Genomic DNA, 20,355 nt, shown 5'->3' with positions numbered 1-20,355 from the left:
TTTAGATTTATCTATGCTTTGCTCCGCTGACCATTGGTTGCCAATCCGAAAGAGCGATAAATTAGAAAAAATAAAAATATTTGTAACTTGTTACTGCCCACAGGGCGTAGTAACTTGTAACTTAAAAAAAGTAACACATGAAATATTTAATAACATATATTTTCCTTATTTGTTCTTATTTGCCATCGGTCGCTCAATCGCTAAAGATAGGGGTAATAAGCGATATCCACTACCTGTCGGAAAAACTGATGGATGGCGGTAAAGCGCAACAAGATTATGTGAATGCCACAGGGCGCAACATCGCGGCTGTTCCCTCTGTTATAGATAAAGTTCTGGAAGAATATTACAATAGCGATATTAGTATTTTGCTGATATGTGGCGATATGACAAAAGATGGCGAACGGCAAAGCCATTTAGACTTGGTGGGCAAGCTCAAGCCTTTGCAGGATAAAGGTGTGAAAATCTTTGTTGTTCCCGGCAACCATGATATCAATATGCCCAATCCTGTAGGATTTCGAGGAGATAAAACATTCCCGGTATCCAATATATCACCGTCCGATTTCACTACTATTTATGCCGGATGTGGTTACAATCAGGCGATAAAGAAAGATACGGCTTCGCTGAGCTATGTGGCAGAACTTGATAAAGCCACATGGCTACTAGCTATAGATGCCGCCAGATATAAAGAATATAAGAAGACAAGTATATCGGGCGGAAAGGCATCGAAGGAAACCGAAATGTGGATGAACCAAGTATTGCAAGAGGCAAAGCAAAAAGGGATAAAAGTCGTCGGCATGATGCACTGGGGTGTGACGGAGCATATCCCCTATCAGGCCGTTTTCTTTGGCGATTATCTGGTGCCGGACTATCAGCGGTTGGCTTACCTATTTGCCGGCAATGGCATGAATGTCATATTTACGGGGCATTTCCACTCCAACGATATCTCACTATTTGCATCGCCCGAAGGGAACACGCTCTACGATGTGGCAACGGGCACCTTGTCGGCTTATCCTTTTTCCTATCGTTTTGTAGAACTATCGCAAAGCGGCATGAAGGTGCGAACAAGGAATATTGACTCATTGCCGCAATATCCGAATATCGCAGAAAGAAGCAAAGTACAGATGCAGGCTATTGCCAAAAGGATAGCTTTGCAAAGGCTGAAAGATATGAACCACGGCCTGCCGCCGTCGCTGGAAACGATGATTACCGAGATGTTAAGTAAGATATTTGTCTTACATTTGTATGGCGATGAGAAGCCCGACGATGAACTGATGGCATATCTCAAGCAGTTGTCCGGTTTTCTGGGTGATGATCCGATGGATATGGATAATGTCGAACTCGACTTTTATCCTGCCGATAATAATATAGACCTTACATTTTGAGCATGCTACAACTATCATTATATCCCGAACTAATAGAGGCGGGTTGCGACGAGGCCGGACGCGGATGCCTTGCCGGACCTGTCTTTGCGGCGGCGGTTATTCTGCCCGAAGACTTCGAATGCGAAGCGTTGAACGATTCGAAACAACTATCGGAGAAAGAGCGTTACAACCTGCGCCCTCTGATAGAGGAGAAGGCTTTGGCATGGGCTGTGGGGATAGTAGACCATAAAGAGATCGACAAGATTAATATACTGAATGCCTCTATTCTGGCTATGCAGCGAGCTGTAGCTTCATTGAAGACACGTCCTCAGCACTTATTGATAGATGGCAACCGCTTTCGCCGTTATGAGGATATCGGCCATACTTGCGTGGTAAAGGGCGATGGTAAGTTTATGCCTATTGCAGCGGCGTCTATATTGGCCAAGACATACAGAGACGATTTTATGTTAGCCTTGGATAAGGAATATCCGCTATACGACTGGGCTAACAATAAGGGCTACCCTACAAAAAAACACCGTCAGGCTATCAAAGACCACGGTGTAACTCCTTATCACCGCATGTCTTTCAACCTGACAGAGAAACAGTTGAAGCTGGATTTTTAATATCCGAACTTTTCTTCGAAGCTTTTCGATAATTCGTCGAGGAAGAAAAGGGTGCTTTTGCGCGTATTTGTTTTTATTTCAGTATGTTCGCTGTTCATATTAATGGCTTCATCTGTAATGAAGTCTTCTCCTTTTATTATTTTAGGCAGCGACTTGTCTTTCGACGAATTTTCGTACATATAAGAAATGTCAGTAACTTCAAATACGCATTTGTCGTAGAATATAAAACCGTTTATACGGTAACGCATTGTCATCTTTTCGCGTATTCCCTTTTCGTTGTGTGGCAATAACAGCTCTATTCTCGATTTTGCGATAAATTCGCTGTTCTTTCCTTCATAGCGTATGCTCGAGTTGAAAGGGTCTTTTCCATAACGGTCTACTGCCCAGCTTTTCAGAGTTTTGTAATTGGCCGACATCGACACATCCTTTTTAGCAGGTATTTCTTTCAGGAACAAAATCTTACCATTGACTACAGGCACTTCCGTAAATTTTTCACCCTGGCGTACTACCTGCGAAAAACAAACTGTAGGGATGAAAAGGAGCAGACTGTATAAAAGTATAGCTTTCTTCATAGTTTGAGTTTTATGAAAAAATGATATTCCGGTTTTGGCTATTGTAGGGGCGAATTATCATTCGCCCGAAATAGAAAAAATCTGCGGGCGAATGATAATTCGCCCCTACAATAGCTAAGAATTGAGTTCGAATAAATTTCATGCGTTTGCCTTGAATATCGAACCTTGTTATTGGTTACGATTGCGTAGCCAGCAGGTAATTCTTTAGTGTATTAGAGTACATCTCCAGCATTTTCTCCCACGCAAAATCGTAATCTACATAGTCGAGGTCTATCTTCTTTATTTGCTTGTCGATATATGCCTTGAAGTCGTTCATCTGTTCGTTTGTGTATTTGTCGGCAAAGCGGCTTTCCTTGTTCAGCAGGTCGTGTGCTATGTAGTTGCAAGGGAATATCTCGTAATTGGAATGTATCTCCTTGTCTATTATCTGTGCAGCCAGTTGCGGTTGCAGGCGTTTGTCGGGCTCGGTAATTTTCTCCAGTTCGGGATTGATGCAGTTGCACAGTCTGAATACTACATTGCCTTTGTGTCCCAGTATGCCGATTTCCATATTCAGTAGGTCGTCGCGTTGCGATTTCTTAAAGTCGGGATCATCGCGTTTTTGCTGAAACTCCTTAGCCTTCAGATAATCGGTAGGATCGTATTCGTACGATATGGAAAGCGGTATAAGGTTCAGTTCCTTCAGGCTTTCCAAAAATGGTTTATCGTCAGGGTAGAGCGCAAGCATCTTCAGCAGGCTGTCCTGAGTCCTGTCGTCCGAATTTTTAGCCCTGCCTTCGCGTTGTGCTATCCATACCGATTCTCCTTTTTCGTTGATGCAGTAGTGGATGTATTCCGACATATGTTTCGATGCTGTCAGCCTTTCCTTTATCGACAAGCCCCGTCTTACAATAAAGCTTTTGTTGAGCCTTACCAGTTTGTCTATCCACGGGTGGATGAGCAGGTTGTCGCCTATGGCAATTTCGGTAGTGGCCAAATCCTGTTCGTGACGCAAGATATTGAACAGCCCCGCATCGAGGACGATATCCCTGTGGTTGGACAGGTATAAATGCTGTACCGACCTGTCTATTTTATCCCAGTTGACACCACGGATGCTTTTCGAAACCTTCATGCCCAATGCACTGATTACAGGATAAATCATCTTTGCCTGAAACTCCTCTTTTGTCTTATATGACGACATTTCGGCCGAAAACTCATCCCAATCTATATCCGGCATAATATATCTGACGGCATGCTGAAAGCCCGGGTCAACAAGGATATCCTGGATGGCTTGCTTTACCTCATGGTCGTAGAGTGGTGCGATATCATCAAATTTACTGCTCATAGTTTATATGTGTATTGTTGTGTTCGTATATTCAAAATTCATTTTCTATAATCTCGGTCAAGACTTTTGTGATGTCCAATCCCGCTGCTCTTACCTGTTGCGGGATAAAGCTGGTAGCCGTCATTCCCGGAGTTGTATTCACCTCAAGCATATACGGAATGCCGTTCATTATTATGAAATCGACCCTTATAATCCCTTTGGCTCCTACATGGTCGTATATCTTGCTGGTCGTTTGCTGTATCAGTGTAGTCAGTTCTTCCGATATACGGGCCGGGGTGATTTCTTCTACCTGTCCTTCGTATTTGGCACTATAGTCGAAAAATTCGTTTGTAGTAACCACCTCGGTAAGAGGCAGGGTTACTTCTTTATTTTTCACCTTGTAACAACCGCAAGTAACTTCCGTACCTTCTATGAAACTTTCGATAATAACATCCTGCGTTTCTTTAAAGGATATCTCTATCGCGTCCTGCAACTGGTTTATAGATTTTACCTTTGTTGTGGCAAAACTGGAGCCTCCTGTATTCGGTTTTACGAACATGGGGAATCCCAGTCGCTTAGCAATATTTTCTATATCATATTTCGAAGCCCTGTTCAGGCATATCGAATCGGCTACTTTTACGCCAAAGTTTTTGATGTAATTGTTACATACAAACTTATTCATCGTTAGCGACGAGGCTGTAACGCCGCAGGTAGAATAAGGCATGCCCAGCATATCCAGATATCCCTGCAACTTGCCGTCTTCGCCCGGAGAGCCGTGTATGGTAATATAGGCAAAGTCGAATTTAATCCTTGTATTATGTTTAGGATGTACGAAGCTGAAGTCGTTTTTATCTATCGGGTAGATACTGCCTTCAACGTCTACCGTCCACTCTTCTTTAACGATCCTTACCTTGTAAATATTATATTTTTCCTTGTCGAGAAAAGAAGCTATCCCTGTCATGCTTTTAGCCGACACCACAATTTCGGAGGTGTATCCTCCCCATACGATAGCAATATTCCGTTTCATCAGTCCTTTATATTATATTATGTCTCTTCTTCTGTTAAATTTCCCTGTTGGCTATATATCCTCTCCATTTGGTGAGTAGCGAAGCCATATCTTCGGGCACCGGAGCTTCGAACATCAGTTCTTCGCCTGTGCGTGGCTGTATAAATCCCAAGGTCTGGGCATGTAAAGCCTGTCGCGGGCATATATTGAAACAGTTTTGCACAAACTGTTTGTATTTGGCAAAATTCGTACCTTTCAGTACTTCGTTTCCGCCATACCGTTCGTCGTTGAACAGGGTATGCCCTATGTGTTTCATATGTACACGTATCTGGTGTGTGCGTCCTGTTTCCAGTTTGCATTGCACCAGTGTTACATATCCCAACCGTTCTAATACCTTATAGTGTGTTACGGCCGTTTTTCCGTAGTCGCCATCAGGAAATACGGTCATCAGCATCCTGTCTTTCAGGCTGCGGCCTATATTGCCTTCTATGCGCCCTTCGTCTTCTTTTACCGAACCCCATACCAAAGCCATGTATTGACGCTTGGTGGTTTTGTTGAAAAACTGAGCCGAAAGGTGTGCTTTGGCATATGCGTTCTTTGCAACTACGATCAGCCCCGAAGTATCTTTGTCTATACGGTGCACTATTCCCAGACGCGGGTCTTTTGCATCATATTCCGGCGTGTCTTTCAGCAGGTAGGCTACGGCATTAACGAGTGTTCCCTGATAGTTGCCGAATCCCGGATGTACCACCAGGCCTGCGGGCTTGTTTATCACCATCAGGTCTTCATCTTCGTAAACCACATCCAGAGGTATATTTTCGGGAATGATCTCCATTTCGCGTGGAGGGCGGTTCATTACTACCGAAATGGTGTCCAGCGGTTTTATCTTATAATTGGATTTTACAGGCTTGTCGTTCACCAGTATGCAACCGGCGTCGGCAGCTTGCTGTATCCTGTTGCGCGAAACCCCTACTATATGCATAGCCAGGTATTTATCCACACGTATCTGTCCCTGCCCCTTGTCTGCTACAAAGCGGTAGTGTTCGTACAAATCGGATTCCTGATCTTCGGGAAGGATATCATCCGGCAGATTGTCTATTTCGTTAAATAAATCTTCTCCCATTATTCAAAAAAAGATTCGTCAACTTTAGGTTCTGTATACGGCAGGCTGTCGTCTTCCAACGGTTCTCCGCCTGCGCCAATGGTAAGTTTGAGCATCGAGCCTTTCGGTACTTTCTGGTTGGGAGAAAGGATTTTGCCTTTGTATGATACCGATATCACGATACCTGCATATGGCGAGGGTACTTCGTCTATGATAATTTTCTCAAATCCTAACGATTTTAACTGAGCCTCAGCTTGCCGTCTCGAAAAGTCTTTCAATTCGGGTACGGGAACCATTTGCACGCCTTTGGCCTGTATTGTGAGGTAGACAGTGCGTCCGCTTTTCACTTTCGAGTCGCCTTTTGGTATTTGTTCCAATACGGCTCCCGGTGTTCCCCCCACTTGGAAGATGGAGTCTATAATCTCGTAATTCAGGTCGGCCGATGTTATTATACCGCGTGCATCTTCTGCTTGTAATCCTTTTACGTTGGGTACTGTAATAGATTCGTTGTGCCTGGTGTATATGTTAAGGGCTAGAAGCAATATCAAGACAAGCGCCAACGATACAACAAGCATGATGAATATATTTTTTACATATATATTCGTGAATATTCGTTTTATAATGTTTTTTTTCTCACTCATTTTAGAGTATCTCTTATATTAGTTGCTACAAAAATATTAAAAAAAGTCTGTTATACTTTAATTTATATAGTTTAAATCCTATCTAAATCTGAATTTGCCTTAAAATCGGAACCCTTTTATCTTCCTTTTTGGAAAAGAAACAAAGGTAACTCTTTTCAGTTATCAGTCAACAGTTGTCAGTTAACAAATTTTCTCCCCTTGCCGTGGCTTGCAGCCCTCTTTCTCCAAAGGGGGAGGGGAGTGAGATGGAATTTATATGTTACTTTTTTTACCCTTCTTTTTTTACTCTACATTATAGATAAACTTTTTGTATTTTTGTAATAAAAATATTGACAATGATTATATTCAATACTACATTTCATGTGGAAGATGATGTCTGCGAGCAGTATCTTACATTTATGAAGGATATATATATTGCAGAAGCCCTTACTAGTGGATTCCTGCACGAGCCCCGTTTTGCCCGCATACATGCGCAGCACGAAGAGGGGGGAATAAGTTACTCGTTGCAGTTTAAGGTGAAGAATGTAGACACGCTCAATCACTGGTATGCCACGCATGGGCAAGCTTTGCAGGACAAGCTGACCGGACAATTCGGAAACAAGGCTTTGGGTTTTGTAACATTGCTCGAAGAAATAGAGATATGAAATGATAGAACGCGAACGTATTATTTTGGGTATCGACCCCGGAACACAGGTGATGGGCTACGGTGTATTGCGCGTGGTGAACAACAAGCCCGAACTGATGGCTATGGGGATACTCCAACTGAACAAGTATGACGACCATTACCTGAAACTCAGGCGTATATTCGAGCGCATTATCAGTCTGATCGACGAATATCTGCCCGACGAACTGGCTATCGAAGCCCCGTTTTTTGGCAAGAATGTGCAGAGTATGCTCAAACTGGGGCGTGCGCAGGGGGTTGCTATGGCTGCCGCCTTGTCGCGCGACATACCGATATTCGAATATGCCCCATTGAAGATAAAGATGGCTATAACCGGCAACGGGCGCGCAGCGAAAGAACAGGTGGCTTATATGCTGCAAAATTACCTGCGGATACCCGACGAGAATATGCTTCCCCAGATGGATGCTACCGATGGGCTTGCCGCTGCTGTCTGCCACTATTTCCAGACAAACAATCCGGCAAATGAAAAGAAGTTTACAAGCTGGAAAGACTATATCAACAAGAATCCGGGTAAGGTAAAAAAATAAGGCTTATGGTGGTCGAAGATCTGGGTATAATAGAATATGGCAAAGCGTGGGAATATCAGCAGGAATTATTTTCTAAAGCTTTGCTGAATAAAGAAAAGGGTTTGCCCGTGACAAATACCCTCCTGCTATGCGAGCACCCTCCGGTGATAACCATCGGCAAACATGGTGATATGCAAAATTTGCTTTTTCAGGAAAATTACCTGAAAGAGAGAGGGGTTTCACTGTTTCGGATAGATAGGGGAGGGGATGTAACTTATCACGGCCCCGGTCAGTTGGTAGCATACCCTATTTTCGACCTCGAAGCGTTTGACATCGGGTTGAGGCAGTATATTGCCAATCTGGAAGAAGTATTGATACGTCTGCTCGCATCTTATCAGATTGCAGCGCAGCGGTTGCCCGGTGCAGCAGGGGTATGGCTCGATACGGATGATCCGGCTAAGGCGAGGAAGATAGCAGCAATAGGTGTCCGAAGCAGCCGTTTTGTAACCATGCACGGGTTTGCGCTGAATGTAAATACCGACCTGTCTTATTTTTCCCTCATCAATCCCTGCGGCTTTGTAGACAAAGGTGTGACTTCTATGCAAAAAGAACAGGCAAAGGATTTGGAAATGGATGAGGTAAAAGAAAAAACAATAAGGTTATTTGAAGGGATTTTTACTTCAAACATTTTCTGAAATAAGATGTTATCTTAGTATAAGATTTAACATTCCGGATATGATAAACAACAGGGATTTAAGTTGGCTGGCTTTCAACGAACGGGTCTTGCAGGAGGCACAAGATAAAAGTGTGCCATTGATGCAACGCCTGCGTTTTCTGGGTATCTTCTCCAACAATCAGGATGAATTTATAAAAGTGAGACTGGCTAACATAATCCGCATAAGCCGGTTGAGAAACAAGAAAGTGCCCTTATTCACGGGGGGATATACGGCCAAAGAACTCTTGCCACTGGTAAATAAACAAGTAGCCGAAGGTCAGAAAAAGTTTACGGATATCTATCATGGTGTGCTTTCGGAGATGGAAGGGCAAGGTGTTTTCGTCTTGAACGAAAAGCAACTGAGCAGGAAGCAAAAGCAGTTTTGCCGCGAGTATTTTTCTTCCGTAGTGAGCCCATTGCTTGTGCCGCTTATCCTGAAAAAGACTACACAAATACCTTTCTTGAGGGATAATAATATCTATCATGCCATAAAGATGCATTCGGGCAAGCATTCCACACCCCGTTATGCAGTTATACAAATACCTGTAAGTAGTGCGTGCCCGCGCTTTGTAGTATTGCCATCGTCGGCAGAAGGGCGCAGCGAGATAATTTTTCTGGATGATATTATCCGTCTGTGCCTCGATGAGATATTCTTTATGTTCAGCTACAAGTCTATATCGGCATATACATTCAAGCTGATGCGCGATTCGTTGCTGACCCTGGACGATGATATATCGAAAAGCCTTGTCGAAAAAATGGAAGACGGCTTGCAGAACCGCCTGCACGGGCAGCCTGTCCGCCTGATTTACGACCGGGAAATGCCCGACGACCTGCTGGATGTTATATCCTCGAAGCTGAAACTAAAGAAGAACGAGAGCCTCGATGCCGGAGGACGGTATCACCTGATGCGCGACCTGATGAAGTTTCCTGTAGTTCGCCCCGATTTGGAGAGCAAGACGCAGGAGCCTTTGCCTCACCCCGATATAAAGCCTTTTTCGAGTATATTGAAGGTCGTTGAAAAAGAAGACCTGTTGCTGAATTATCCTTACCATACATTCAATCATTTTATCGATTTCCTCCGCGAAGCAGCCATCGACCCAAAGGTGAAAAGTATATACATCACCCTCTACCGTACGGCCGAGCGTTCGAAGGTGATAAATACATTGGTGAATGCGGCGAAGAATGGGAAAAAAGTAGTTGTCTTATTAGAGCTCTTTGCCCGCTTCGACGAGGAGCAAAACGTGGAATATTCCGAACTCCTGCAAAGGGAAGGCGTAAAGGTTATCCCTGGCGTTGATGGGCTGAAAGTGCATAGCAAGCTGGTGCTTGTAGAACGCAAAGACAAAAGTTATGTATATATAGGTACCGGCAATTTCAATGAAAATACTGCCCGTATCTATGGCGATTTCGGGTTGTTTACCTCCAATCAGCAGATAGTTGCCGATACCCGTGCGGTATTCGATTTCCTGCTCAATACGCACAAGCACTTCAAATGTAAGCAACTGATGGTTTCGCCTTACTATATGCGCAACCGGTTTTATCAATTGATAGAAAAAGAGATAAAGAACGCAAAGAATGGGAAAAGGGCGTATATATATGCCAAATTCAATAGCCTTACGGACGAAGACATTATCGAAATGCTATACCGGGCAAGCCAGGCGGGGGTAGAGGTGCGGCTGATAATAAGAGGTGCCTGCTGCCTGCAACCGCAAGTAGAGGGTGTAAGCGGGAATATAAAAGCGATAAGCATAGTAGACCGCTATCTGGAGCATGCACGGCTTTGTATATTTTGCAACAATGGTGATGAGAAGGTCTTTATTTCCAGTGCCGACTGGATGACCCGTAACCTCGACCGTCGTGTGGAGGTTGCCGTGCCGATACTCGATAAGAAAATCAGGGAAACACTTTGTCGGGTGTTCGATATACAATGGGCTGATAACGAGAAAGCCCGCGATCTGACCGTTTTGGGTCAGAACAACTATGTGCCGAAAGGTAACAACAAGCTTTGCCGGTCTCAGTTGGCACTTTATACTTTTTATAAGAAGATGGAATAATGATATTTAAACAGACTATGAAAACTATGAAAAAGACATTTGTTAAATATTCTATCATATTTCACGAATATATGAAAAATCATTTTGTGTTTACGGCAGGTGTCGGCTATGCATTCTGAAAAATGAAGCGAAATAGGCAATAAGTAATTGAACTCAGTAATAAAAATAGCCTTTCCAATTTGAAAAGGCTATTTTTTATCTTTAGTAAAAAGTTTTGGATTATTCAGTCTTCGATATCGGTATCTGGCGTTTAACTCCCTGGCTCAGTGATATCATTGTTTCGGTAGCTACTACTCCCGGAATATCCTGAATCCTGTTGTTCAGCAAGTCCATCAAATGCTCGTTATCCTTGGCGTAAAGCTTTATCAGGATAGTAAACGGCCCTGTAGTAAAATGGGATTCTACTATTTCTGGGATTTTATTCAATTCCGGTATTACTGATTTATACATCGAACCTTTTTCGAGTTTTACCCCGATATATGTACATGTATTGTATCCCAGTACTTTCGGATTGACAAAATAACCGGAACCGACTATCACATCCATCTCTATCATGCGCTGAACACGCTGGTGTATTGCTGCACGCGAAACACCACATTCCAGAGCTACATCTTTGAATGGGATCCTAGCATTTTGGGAGATTATTTCCAGTATCTTTTTGTCAAGTTTGTCTATTTTTTGCATGATATAAGAGCGTTAAAGATTTATTCTAAATTCAAATATAAGCTGTTTTTTGCGAAAAATAAAACTTTTTGTTCAAAAAAATACGTTTTTGATATTATCCGTCAGCCTAATCCTTACTTTTTGACTTATTTTTTAGTTTCGATGCTTAACAGTTCTACGTCGAATACAAGAGTAGAGAATGGTTTGATTGCACCTCTGTCTTGTCCGCCGTAAGCAAGGTCGTAAGGAATGTATAGTTTCCATTTCGAACCTACAGGCATTAGCTGCAATGCTTCTGTCCATCCTTTGATTACTCCACCTACATTGAATGTAGCAGGCTCTTTTCTTTCTACCGAGCTGTCGAATACAGTGCCATCCAGCAATGTACCATGGTAGTGTACTTTTACTACGTCTGTAGCAGCTGGTTTAGGGCCGTTACCCATTTTTTCTACTTTGTATTGCAGTCCGTTAGGAAGAGTTACCACGCCTTCTTTTGTTTTGTTTTCGTCAAGGAATTTTTGTCCTGCCTCTATTTGTGGTCCATATTGTTTTTTCAGTTCTTCCTCTTGTCTGGCACGCTCTTTTTCTTGTGCTTCCTGCATTTTTGCATTGAATACAAGGTTTGGATCTGCTACCACAAAGTTATCACCTTTCATAGCGGCAGCCATAGCAGCAACGAATGCGTCAGTGTTCACTTTTTCTTTCGAATCGGGACCATATACCTGAGCGATGAAGTTCGGGAACATCATGTTGTTTATCTGGTTACCGATTGCTATACCCATATGGTATGCCGACTGAGATTTTGGTGCTTTGATGCTTTCTTTCATTCCTTTCAAGAATTCAGCAATGTTGCGGTTGTTTTCTTTAGTAATCGAGTCGATTTTGAAACGCATTTCCTTTGTCAGCGAGTCGGTTTTCAATCCGAGGGTATCCATCGCAATTTGTCTTCTGTAGCGCGCACTGATGCTTGCTGTGTCAGATATTAGCCCAGATTGTTGCAAGTGCATAGAAAGCCCTTGTTCGTACAGGCTTGCTCCATATGCATATGACAATGTATCAAGGTCTGTCTTCAGAGATACGTTTGTAGAAACGCTACCTCCACAAGATGTAAAAAATACTCCCATGGCAGCAAATAGGCCGAGAGCAACAACTTGAATTTTTTTCATTTTCTTGTTAAATAAATTAATTAAACAATATCTAAAATTTCTACTTCGAATATCAATGTCGAATTTGGCTCTATAGCCTGTCCTGCTCCTGCTTTACCATAGGCTAGGTCGGAAGGGATAAACAGTTTCCATTTCGAACCTACTGGCATCAGTTGCAGTGCTTCTACCCATCCCGGTATTACTTGGTTTACGCCGAATGTGGCTGGCTGTCCGCGTTCTACCGAACTGTCGAATACAGTACCGTCTATCAGTGTTCCGTGGTAGTGGCATTTTACCTGGTCGGTAGCTTTTGGTTTAGCGCCGTTGCCTTCTTTCAGTATTTCGTATTGCAATCCGCTAGGCAGGGTTACTACACCCGGACGGTTTTTGTTTACGGCGAGAAATTCTTCTCCTGCTTTAAGGTTAATCTCCAGTCTTTCTTCCTGCAATTTGGTGAAATAATCGTTCATCACTTGTTTTGCTTCGTCGTACGACATTGCTGGTTCTTTTTCATCCAATACGTCTTTCAGGCCTTGCAGAAAATCTTCTGCGTTTATTCCTTTGATTCCCGAAGTGATGAAATTGTTTCCAATGCTTAACCCAAGGGCATAGCTGATTTTGTCCATATTCTAATATTATTAATTTAAACTAGCCTTGTAAATCAGATTGATAAATACAGATTGGTTTTAAGGCTAATAGTTTTTGTAACAAGTCACAAAAGTAATTCTTTTAATGATACTTTAATAGATTTTAAGCCCGAAAAAAACTATATTTGTGGGGTATAGTTACATTTTTTAATAGTTTATGAAGCATATCGTTGTTTTAACAGGAGCCGGGATGAGTGCCGAAAGCGGAATTGCAACTTTCAGAGACTCAGGAGGCTTGTGGGAGCAACACTCGATAGAAGATGTTGCCACCCCCGAAGGGTTTTGTCGCAACCCTCAACTGGTACTCGATTTCTACAATGCACGCCGCAAAGCAGCATTCGAAGCCATACCGAACAAAGGGCATACGGGACTGGCGGAAATGGAGCGGGAATATAAGGTTTCTGTAATTACCCAAAATGTAGATAGCCTGCACGAGAGGGCGGGAAGCACAGATGTGTTGCACCTGCATGGCGAACTGGACAAGGTACGCTCTACTGCCGATCCGTCTTTGATATATACTTTGACGGCCGATAATCCCGAAATCCATTTGGGCGACAAGTGCGAAAAAGGTTCGCAGCTGCGTCCTCATATCGTATGGTTTGGCGAGGCTGTTCCGATGATAGAAAAGGCAATGGGTATTGTTCGTGTAGCTGATACTCTTGTGGTTATCGGTACTTCGCTGAATGTGTATCCGGCAGCGGGACTGCTCAATTATGTGAAAAGTGGTACACCTATATACCTGATAGACCCTAACGAGGTAAAGGCTTCTTATCCGGGCGTGCATTTTATCCGCAAGGGTGCATCGGAAGGAGTGGAAGAACTGAGGGGTTTGCTGGAAGGGTTAAAATAAGTCCGATACAGGGAATTGTACCGGACTTATTCATTTATCTTTTCAACTCTAGTAAATACTCAGGGCAAACGCATGAAAAAATGATATTCCAGTTTTGACTACTGTAGGGGCGAATTATCATTCGCCCGCAGATTTTCCCTATTCCGGGCGAATGATAATTCGCCCCTACAAAGTTCAGAATTGAGTTTGGATAAATTTCATGCGTTTGCCCTGAGTAAATAATTGATTGTAGTAAAAATTTCAAGGTTTTTTTTCCCCTTCCCCAAAAGACTTTTCTATAAGTTTTTCATTACAGTAGAGTCTTCGTTTTAATAATCGGGTAAAACCTCATTCGTGAAGTTGATGATATTACAACCACTTCTTTTTCCTGAAATACACAAGAATGGTAGCTACAGCCAACACCATTAATCCTATCGAAAATTCATATCCATATTTCCAATGCAATTCCGGCATAAAGTCAAAGTTCATACCATATACGCTGGCTATAAGGGTGGGTGGCATAAAAATTACCGATATCACAGTAAACATCTTGATTATCTTATTCTGTTCGATGTTTACAAAACCGAGGAATGTATCTTGCAGGTAGTCGAGCCTGTCGAAACTGAAACGTATATGTTCCAACAATGAGTTGATATCCTTTATGAGAATAGTAATCCTTCCATGCAATTCTTTTGGAATAAGCTCGCTTTTCAACATGCTGGAAACGGCACGCTGCTTGTCGATGATGTTTTCGCGGAGCAACATGGTCTTTTCCTGCAATTCCTTGATCTCCATCAAGAGTTCTTCATCGGCCTCCTGTATGCTGATGCTGTTACTCAGTTCGGTAATCTGCTGAGTCATATTTTCTATCATATCGGCATCTATTTCTATCCGGGTTTCCAGAATGGCCACAAAAACATGGTAGCCGGTAGGATAGTTGCGCGGATTGGCCGATATTTTCTTTATCGTATCCTGAAAGGAAGTAAGGTCTTCGCCGCGTACGGTGATCAGTATGTCGTCTTTGAGGATAAACGATACAGGTTCGCGTTCGAAATTGCCCATCAGGAAGTTGGAATTGACAACCAGTGAGTCGCCAGTCTCCATATATCGCGACGACATCTCGATTTCCACCATTTCTTCCTCTTCCTGAATGTATATTTTCAGGTAGTCTTCCAGTTCCGATTCTATTTCTTCGTCTACATTATTAAGGTCTATCCAAAGAAATTTCTTGATAGGTGTAGTCTTTAAAAATTCAATGCTACGGCTCATTCGTATAGCATTGTCTTTGTGGTAAAATAGTTTTACTTCTGACATGAGCTCTCCGATTTTAGGGTTATTTGCTTCCTTTTATTCAGCCTCTTTCACAGGGGCTTTACCACAACCGGCAAGCAAAAACCAGATTCTTAATCTTGTTTCTTCACACTATTACTCCCGGGCAGATGCGCTGCAACAATGTTGGTCAGCTTTTCGAAATCTGAAACCGAGAGCCTTTCGGGTCGTTCGTCGAATATTGGACTGGCATAGGCCTCATTATCCTTCCCTAGTAGTGGCTTTAATGAATTACGCAGTGTTTTTCTCCGTTGGTTAAATCCTGTTTTTACAACTGTCTTGAATAGTCTTTCGTCGCAATCCAGGCTGTTTCGTCCGTTTCTAACCAACTTTACTACTGCCGATTTTACTTTGGGAGGAGGGTCGAATACTTTTTCGCTCACAGTGAAAAGGTATTCAATATCGTACCATGCTTGTAGCAGTACGCTGAGGATACCATATGTCTTGCTCCCGGGGCCGGCAGCTATGCGTTCTGCCACTTCCTTTTGCAACATTCCCGAGCAGCATGGTATCTGGTCTTTATATTCGAGTACTTTGAAGAAAATCTGGGATGAAATATTGTAGGGATAATTACCTATTACACAAAACTGGCCTTTGTATATATCCGATAGGTCGAGTTTCAAGAAATCGGCCTCTACTATCTTCCCTTTCAGTGCAGGATAATGTTGGTTGAGGTATGGGACAGATTCTTTGTCGAGCTCTACTGCGGTCAACTCTTTTTCTTTTTCCAGAAGGAATTGTGTAAGCACGCCCATGCCCGGCCCAACCTCTATAACGGGTACTCCGGCAAAGTCGTCGAGAGTATCAGCTATACGGCGGGCAATGTCCAAATCTTTGAGGAAATGTTGTCCTAAGAATTTTTTTGGTTTTACTGCCGGCATACTTTATTATAATTATCCTTATCTTTACAGCCGCAAAGGTAATGTTTTATTGCCAGAAAATACCTTTTGTTTGCATTATTAAGTAAGAGAAAGTGAAATACATCTCTATTTTTGTCGGAAAAATGGATTTAACAACTATTTGACTTACGAAAAGATAGTGGTAACAGAACCGAAGGTCTTTAATTTAACTACAACATAGATGGAAAATCCTGAAGTGCCTAAAGCGCCTAAGAAATCTTTATTAAATACTCTTGTGAAAATTGTATTGCCTCTCCTTCTGGGGGTGGCTATCGTTTATTACCTGATAAGTAAAATAGACCCTAAGGAATTGTGGGCTGTGCTAAAAAGTGCCAACTGGGCTATTCTTGCGTCTTCGCTTATCTTCGGGCTGTTGGGTAATACGATCAGGGGATACCGCTGGGAGTTGTTTATAAAGCCGCTTGGGTATTCACCTAAGGTGTCGGTTCTCAACTTCGCTATCTATGGCGGTTATGCGGTGAATTTTGCTTTGCCTCGTGCCGGGGAGATATGGAAATGTGGTATAATTGCCAAAGAAGAAAAAATTCCGTTTGTAAAGCTCTTTGGTACAATGGTACTCGACCGCATATTCGATACGGTGACTGTGCTTATAATCTGCCTTGCGGGTTTTCTGCTCAATATGCAGTTTTTTATCGAACAGCTTCAGCATAACAAGTCTACGCTCGATCTTATAATTATGATTCTCAAGTCGCCGGTTTTATATATTGCTTTGGTGGCGGCAGTGATTACAACCTATATTGTATTCAAGTTCTTCAAAGAGAATGTGATAGTCCGCAAGATCAAGGAGTTTGTTTATAGTATGATAAATGATATGAAGGCCATCTGGAAGATGAAAACCAAAGTGCGCCTTTTGCTTTATACAATCGGCATCTGGGGTTCTTATTTCCTGTATTTCTACATAACGTTCTATGCTTTCGACTTTACTGCCGACTTGGGCATTACTGCCGGATTGATAGCTTTTGCTTTAGGTAGCCTCAGTATGGGTATTCCGTCCAACGGGGGGCTTGGTCCTTGGCAATTAGCCGTTGTTGCTGCCCTGATGCTTTACGGGGTTAGCGAGTTGAATGCTACGGCTTTTGCAACAGGGGTATTTGCTGTACAGTCTGTATGGGTTATCCTCTGCGGACTTGCAGGTATAGCTATTCTGGCTCTTAGGAAACAGAAGGCGTAAGGCCGGTTATTCCTTTTCCTTTACATATAAATTGGCTAATCCATCGGAATAAGCTGCTTTGCGAGACTCTGTCATATCTTTTACCACATCTATAAATATATAATCGTAGTCGAGCGTATCAGCACTTACCAGTTCAAACTGGTTTCCATAAGTGATTTTGCTTTGGTCGCTTCCTTCCCTCAGTGCCTCGAAGCGGAAAAACTCCTCAGCCCACCATGTAGAGATATAGCAGCTTTTATGTTCTTCTATTATGGTGTGGCGTATAGCTGTAAATTCTTTACCAAAAGTATGCGCCCTGTAATATTCATGTTTGCCGTAATTGATAAACAGGAATATTTGTAATGCTACTATTCCAGCCATCAAAGCCGTTTTCGGTACTTTGTTGATATAATCGGAGAACGAGATGCCGATAAGGAAAATGATAATGAAGCTGTAATATGCAAATGTCCTTTCGAAAGGGATGACTCCATGCAATATCAGTAAACCAAAAGGAGCAGCAGCCAAAATGGCGAATATTATGAGGTTGGATCTATCACGTTTCTTTATCAATAAGGCTAAAGATACGATAAGGGCAATCAATATTATCCATCCTTTTATCCCACTGGCAACACTAATAAGGGAATACAAAAATTCGGGTAACCTTTTCAATACGGTAAACCTGCCGATAGGACGCACAATGTCGTTGCCGATCAAGACTTCGATGCCATCGAAAATAATAATGGGCAGATACAGCAGAAAGACCGATGTGCCTGTTATGGCATTGTATAATATCTGTTTCTTTATGTTCTTGTAGTTGAATACGAATATGATAGCATTTACTGTAAGGAAAGGGTATAAAAACGAAGGCATAGTATAAAAGCCCAGAATGCTGCTTATCGAAAACATTATCCATCCTCGTCTGCTATTGTTATTCTTTACAATATCGTATGCTGCAAACAGGCAAATAATGAAGAATAGCAAAATAAGATAATATCCCCGCGAAAAGAATCCGAAAGATATGGAAAAAGCCATCATCGGGAATAGTCCGCTAATAAACATTGCAACCTTTTGTCCGTAATATTTGTTTGTGAAGTAATAGGTGATAAGCCATGTGCATATCGAGCCTATAATGACAAATACTCTCAATCTGATTAATGGATCGGGTATAGGCAGCAGGTTTGCCAGATGCATCAACAAAGAGTGTAGGATATGATTGTTGGGAAACGGATAGTGGAACATGCAGTAGTAGACGGGTTTGTCTACAAAATGAAAATAGGTGTACGATTCGTCAAAATTGGTCAGAAGCTTTGCCGCATAATAAATAATTGTAATAGCGGGTATTGTAAATATTAATAGATTGACTTTGTGTGTTTTGATAAACTTCGTGATTTTATTTGTCATTTTTAGTGCGGATGAATAGAGTCTTATATCGTCGGTGCAAAAATACGAAAAACAATCCAGATACATTCCAGGGCGTCTGATATTTAGTCCTTATTTGCCATATTTAAACCTAATTTTAGAGGAAAACTTCTCGAAGCAATCCTTTAATTTATATCTTTGTTAGTAGTAAATACAATAATTTAAAATTCAAATTATGAGTAAAGAAATACTTAATCTAAAGCCGGCGCAGTTGTGGAAACACTTCTACGGCCTGACTCAAATTCCTCGTCCGACAGGGCAAATGCAAGAAGTGACGAAGTTTGTGATGGATTTCGGCAAATCGTTGGGGCTGGAAGTCAGGCAAGATAAAACCGGGAATATCGTTATAACAAAGCCGGCTACAGCAGGTATGGAAAACGCTCCGGTAGTGATATTGCAGTCGCATCTGGATATGGTTCCTCAAAAGAACAACGACGTAAAGCATGACTTTGCAAAAGACCCGATAGAAACAGTGGTTGATGGCAATATTGTAAAGGCAAAATCGACTACGCTAGGAGCAGATAACGGCATCGGTGCTGCGGCAATGATGGCTGTGCTCGAAGACAAAAGCCTGAAACACGGTAAAATCGAAGCCCTGTTTACAGTAGACGAAGAAGTCGGTATGGTTGGTGCCAATGGTCTGGAAACGGGATTCCTGAAAGGCGATATCCTGCTGAACCTCGATACCGAAGAGATCGGCGAGCTTTGCGTAGGTTGTGCTGGAGGGGTAGATGTAAATGCAGACTGGAACTTCAAAGATGCTGAAACTCCCGAAGGCGACATTGCATACAAGGTAACCTTGAAAGGCCTGCGTGGCGGGCACTCCGGTACGGAAATCCATCTGGGCAGGGCGAATGCAAACAAGCTGATGTTCTTCTTCCTGAAAGATGCGGTAAGCAACTACGAAGTGCGCCTTTCTTCTGTAGATGGAGGTTCGCTGAGAAACGCCATTCCCCGCGAAGCTGTTGCTGTAGTGACGCTGCCGAAGGAAGATGAAAAAGACTTCCTCGAACTGGTGAAAGAATACGAACAGATATACAAAGAGGAGTATAAGACTGTCGAGTTCAACCTGTCGTTTACTGCCGAAAAAGCTGAAACGCCAAAGACTGTAATCCCTGAGGAAATACAGGATGGACTGATCAATGCCGTTGTAGGTTGCCAAAATGGTGTTATCAGCATGCTTACCGACTTTGTAGGCATTGTAGAGACTTCGACAAACCTGGCTTCCGTAAAATCAGAGCCGGGACATATCGCAGCTAAAATGCTTGCCCGCAGTTCGTCGGAAACCCGCAAAGATGAGATAGCCAGCAGCCTCGAAAGCGTATTTGCATTGGCTGGGGCAAAAGTGGCTATCGAAAACGGCTATCCGGGATGGCAACCAAATGCTCAGTCGAAAACACTGAATATGATGTCGGAGTTGTACAAAGAGCTTTATAATGAAGACGCCCATGTAGTGGTGGTGCATGCCGGCCTCGAATGTGGTATTATACTGGCCAGTACTCCGGGGCTCGATATCGTTTCCTTCGGGCCTACGATCCTCAATGCTCACTCTCCTGACGAGTATGTTGAAATAGAAGCCACAGAGCGGTTTTATGAATATCTGCTAAAAACATTGGAAAGAATAAAATAGTTGTATCTAAGATTGTAAATGGGAGGTGTCCGCAGTTGAGATACCTCCCATTTCTTCA

The 20,355-nt window shown here is 42.6% G+C and carries 20 protein-coding genes; 9 read left to right on the top strand and 11 right to left on the bottom strand.

What is annotated here, in order from left to right:
* Positions 1-137 precede the first annotated feature (137 nt).
* Both D0T57_RS01485 and D0T57_RS01480 read left to right on the top strand, forming a co-directional pair.
* Positions 138-1,382: a metallophosphoesterase gene (locus D0T57_RS01485; RefSeq protein WP_163270148.1), complete on the top strand. Its 1,245-nt coding sequence runs from the start codon at positions 138-140 to the stop codon at positions 1,380-1,382.
* Between the two features lie 2 nt (positions 1,383-1,384).
* Positions 1,385-1,984, top strand: a complete 600-nt coding sequence (locus tag D0T57_RS01480; RefSeq protein WP_163270147.1) for a ribonuclease HII — start codon at positions 1,385-1,387, stop codon at positions 1,982-1,984.
* Here the strand turns inward: D0T57_RS01480 and D0T57_RS01475 are convergent.
* From D0T57_RS01475 to D0T57_RS01455, 5 genes are all read right to left on the bottom strand, one after another.
* Positions 1,981-2,556 carry a hypothetical protein gene (locus D0T57_RS01475; protein ID WP_163270145.1) on the bottom strand — a complete coding sequence of 192 codons (576 nt, stop codon included), beginning with the start codon at positions 2,554-2,556 and terminating at the stop codon, positions 1,981-1,983. The two genes, D0T57_RS01480 and D0T57_RS01475, sit on opposite strands and share 4 nt — an antisense overlap.
* 175 nt (positions 2,557-2,731) lie before the next feature.
* Positions 2,732-3,880 (bottom strand): 1-acyl-sn-glycerol-3-phosphate acyltransferase, encoded by a 1,149-nt coding sequence (locus D0T57_RS01470; RefSeq protein WP_163270143.1) that lies wholly within the window; start codon positions 3,878-3,880, stop codon positions 2,732-2,734.
* A 31-nt stretch (positions 3,881-3,911) separates the two neighbouring features.
* Complete coding sequence (locus D0T57_RS01465; protein WP_163270141.1) at positions 3,912-4,886, bottom strand: D-alanine--D-alanine ligase; 975 nt, start codon at positions 4,884-4,886, stop codon at positions 3,912-3,914.
* 34 nt (positions 4,887-4,920) lie between these two features.
* Positions 4,921-5,988 carry an RluA family pseudouridine synthase gene (locus D0T57_RS01460; RefSeq protein ID WP_163270139.1) on the bottom strand — a complete coding sequence of 356 codons (1,068 nt, stop codon included), beginning with the start codon at positions 5,986-5,988 and terminating at the stop codon, positions 4,921-4,923.
* Positions 5,988-6,608, bottom strand: coding sequence for a PASTA domain-containing protein (locus D0T57_RS01455; RefSeq protein ID WP_163270137.1), 621 nt, complete (start codon positions 6,606-6,608; stop codon positions 5,988-5,990). The genes D0T57_RS01460 and D0T57_RS01455 overlap by 1 nt, the downstream gene beginning before the upstream one ends.
* A 335-nt stretch (positions 6,609-6,943) precedes the next feature.
* Here D0T57_RS01455 and D0T57_RS01450 point away from each other — a divergent pair, with 335 nt between their 5' ends.
* The 4 genes from D0T57_RS01450 to ppk1 are packed head-to-tail and all read left to right on the top strand — an operon-like array spanning position 6,944 to position 10,565.
* Positions 6,944-7,252, top strand: a complete 309-nt coding sequence (locus tag D0T57_RS01450) for a DUF4286 family protein (protein WP_163270135.1) — start codon at positions 6,944-6,946, stop codon at positions 7,250-7,252.
* A 4-nt stretch (positions 7,253-7,256) separates the two neighbouring features.
* Positions 7,257-7,817 (top strand): crossover junction endodeoxyribonuclease RuvC, encoded by a 561-nt coding sequence (gene ruvC, locus D0T57_RS01445; RefSeq protein ID WP_368666892.1) that lies wholly within the window; start codon positions 7,257-7,259, stop codon positions 7,815-7,817.
* Positions 7,818-7,822: 5 nt separating this feature from the next.
* A complete protein-coding gene (gene lipB / locus D0T57_RS01440) occupies positions 7,823-8,491 on the top strand; it encodes a lipoyl(octanoyl) transferase LipB (protein ID WP_163270131.1) in 669 nt (222 codons plus the stop codon).
* Positions 8,492-8,531: 40 nt separating this feature from the next.
* Positions 8,532-10,565, top strand: coding sequence for a polyphosphate kinase 1 (gene ppk1 / locus D0T57_RS01435; RefSeq protein WP_163270129.1), 2,034 nt, complete (start codon positions 8,532-8,534; stop codon positions 10,563-10,565).
* Between the two features lie 219 nt (positions 10,566-10,784).
* Here ppk1 and D0T57_RS01430 read toward each other — a convergent pair whose 3' ends face one another.
* From D0T57_RS01430 to D0T57_RS01420, 3 genes are all read right to left on the bottom strand, one after another.
* Entirely contained in the window at positions 10,785-11,249 is a 465-nt protein-coding gene (locus D0T57_RS01430; protein WP_163270127.1) for an Lrp/AsnC family transcriptional regulator, read from the bottom strand.
* 125 nt (positions 11,250-11,374) lie between these two features.
* Positions 11,375-12,394, bottom strand: a complete 1,020-nt coding sequence (locus D0T57_RS01425; RefSeq protein WP_163270125.1) for an FKBP-type peptidyl-prolyl cis-trans isomerase — start codon at positions 12,392-12,394, stop codon at positions 11,375-11,377.
* Between the two features lie 20 nt (positions 12,395-12,414).
* Positions 12,415-12,999 carry an FKBP-type peptidyl-prolyl cis-trans isomerase gene (locus tag D0T57_RS01420; protein ID WP_163270123.1) on the bottom strand — a complete coding sequence of 195 codons (585 nt, stop codon included), beginning with the start codon at positions 12,997-12,999 and terminating at the stop codon, positions 12,415-12,417.
* 178 nt (positions 13,000-13,177) lie between these two features.
* Between D0T57_RS01420 and D0T57_RS01415 the strand changes: the two genes are divergently transcribed.
* On the top strand, positions 13,178-13,870 hold the full coding sequence (locus tag D0T57_RS01415) for an NAD-dependent deacylase (RefSeq protein ID WP_163270121.1): 693 nt from the start codon (positions 13,178-13,180) through the stop codon (positions 13,868-13,870).
* A gap of 348 nt (positions 13,871-14,218) precedes the next feature.
* On the opposite strand, the gene corA is transcribed toward D0T57_RS01415, so the two are convergent.
* Together corA and rsmA are read right to left on the bottom strand one after the other, a co-directional pair.
* The gene (corA, locus tag D0T57_RS01410) at positions 14,219-15,163 is read right to left on the bottom strand and encodes a magnesium/cobalt transporter CorA (protein ID WP_163270119.1); all 945 of its coding nucleotides are present in this window, start codon (positions 15,161-15,163) and stop codon (positions 14,219-14,221) included.
* Positions 15,164-15,252: 89 nt separating this feature from the next.
* Positions 15,253-16,059: a 16S rRNA (adenine(1518)-N(6)/adenine(1519)-N(6))-dimethyltransferase RsmA gene (rsmA, locus tag D0T57_RS01405; protein WP_163270117.1), complete on the bottom strand. Its 807-nt coding sequence runs from the start codon at positions 16,057-16,059 to the stop codon at positions 15,253-15,255.
* A gap of 199 nt (positions 16,060-16,258) precedes the next feature.
* On the opposite strand from rsmA, the gene D0T57_RS01400 reads away from it, so the two are divergent.
* Complete coding sequence (locus tag D0T57_RS01400; protein WP_163270115.1) at positions 16,259-17,269, top strand: lysylphosphatidylglycerol synthase transmembrane domain-containing protein; 1,011 nt, start codon at positions 16,259-16,261, stop codon at positions 17,267-17,269.
* Positions 17,270-17,275: 6 nt separating this feature from the next.
* On the opposite strand, the gene D0T57_RS01395 is transcribed toward D0T57_RS01400, so the two are convergent.
* A complete protein-coding gene (locus D0T57_RS01395) occupies positions 17,276-18,649 on the bottom strand; it encodes a hypothetical protein (RefSeq protein WP_163270113.1) in 1,374 nt (457 codons plus the stop codon).
* A gap of 193 nt (positions 18,650-18,842) precedes the next feature.
* Here D0T57_RS01395 and D0T57_RS01390 point away from each other — a divergent pair, with 193 nt between their 5' ends.
* A complete protein-coding gene (locus D0T57_RS01390) occupies positions 18,843-20,297 on the top strand; it encodes an aminoacyl-histidine dipeptidase (RefSeq protein ID WP_163270111.1) in 1,455 nt (484 codons plus the stop codon).
* Positions 20,298-20,355: the final 58 nt, after the last annotated feature.

Origin of the sequence: Dysgonomonas sp. 511 (assembly GCF_010501105.1) — a bacterium.
In the GTDB taxonomy this organism is placed as follows: Bacteria; Bacteroidota; Bacteroidia; order Bacteroidales; family Dysgonomonadaceae; genus Dysgonomonas.
This window is presented reverse-complemented; position numbering and strand designations above follow the sequence as displayed.

Coding starts and splice junctions, on each gene's coding strand:
- D0T57_RS01485 (WP_163270148.1), top strand. CDS start 138: ATGAAATATTTAATAACATATATTTTCCTTATTTGTTCTTATTTGCCA.
- D0T57_RS01480 (WP_163270147.1), top strand. CDS start 1,385: ATGCTACAACTATCATTATATCCCGAACTAATAGAGGCGGGTTGCGAC.
- D0T57_RS01475 (WP_163270145.1), bottom strand. CDS start 2,556: ATGAAGAAAGCTATACTTTTATACAGTCTGCTCCTTTTCATCCCTACA.
- D0T57_RS01470 (WP_163270143.1), bottom strand. CDS start 3,880: ATGAGCAGTAAATTTGATGATATCGCACCACTCTACGACCATGAGGTA.
- D0T57_RS01465 (WP_163270141.1), bottom strand. CDS start 4,886: ATGAAACGGAATATTGCTATCGTATGGGGAGGATACACCTCCGAAATT.
- D0T57_RS01460 (WP_163270139.1), bottom strand. CDS start 5,988: ATGGGAGAAGATTTATTTAACGAAATAGACAATCTGCCGGATGATATC.
- D0T57_RS01455 (WP_163270137.1), bottom strand. CDS start 6,608: ATGAGTGAGAAAAAAAACATTATAAAACGAATATTCACGAATATATAT.
- D0T57_RS01450 (WP_163270135.1), top strand. CDS start 6,944: ATGATTATATTCAATACTACATTTCATGTGGAAGATGATGTCTGCGAG.
- lipB (WP_163270131.1), top strand. CDS start 7,823: ATGGTGGTCGAAGATCTGGGTATAATAGAATATGGCAAAGCGTGGGAA.
- ppk1 (WP_163270129.1), top strand. CDS start 8,532: ATGATAAACAACAGGGATTTAAGTTGGCTGGCTTTCAACGAACGGGTC.
- D0T57_RS01430 (WP_163270127.1), bottom strand. CDS start 11,249: ATGCAAAAAATAGACAAACTTGACAAAAAGATACTGGAAATAATCTCC.
- D0T57_RS01425 (WP_163270125.1), bottom strand. CDS start 12,394: ATGAAAAAAATTCAAGTTGTTGCTCTCGGCCTATTTGCTGCCATGGGA.
- D0T57_RS01420 (WP_163270123.1), bottom strand. CDS start 12,999: ATGGACAAAATCAGCTATGCCCTTGGGTTAAGCATTGGAAACAATTTC.
- D0T57_RS01415 (WP_163270121.1), top strand. CDS start 13,178: ATGAAGCATATCGTTGTTTTAACAGGAGCCGGGATGAGTGCCGAAAGC.
- corA (WP_163270119.1), bottom strand. CDS start 15,163: ATGTCAGAAGTAAAACTATTTTACCACAAAGACAATGCTATACGAATG.
- rsmA (WP_163270117.1), bottom strand. CDS start 16,059: ATGCCGGCAGTAAAACCAAAAAAATTCTTAGGACAACATTTCCTCAAA.
- D0T57_RS01400 (WP_163270115.1), top strand. CDS start 16,259: ATGGAAAATCCTGAAGTGCCTAAAGCGCCTAAGAAATCTTTATTAAAT.
- D0T57_RS01395 (WP_163270113.1), bottom strand. CDS start 18,649: ATGACAAATAAAATCACGAAGTTTATCAAAACACACAAAGTCAATCTA.
- D0T57_RS01390 (WP_163270111.1), top strand. CDS start 18,843: ATGAGTAAAGAAATACTTAATCTAAAGCCGGCGCAGTTGTGGAAACAC.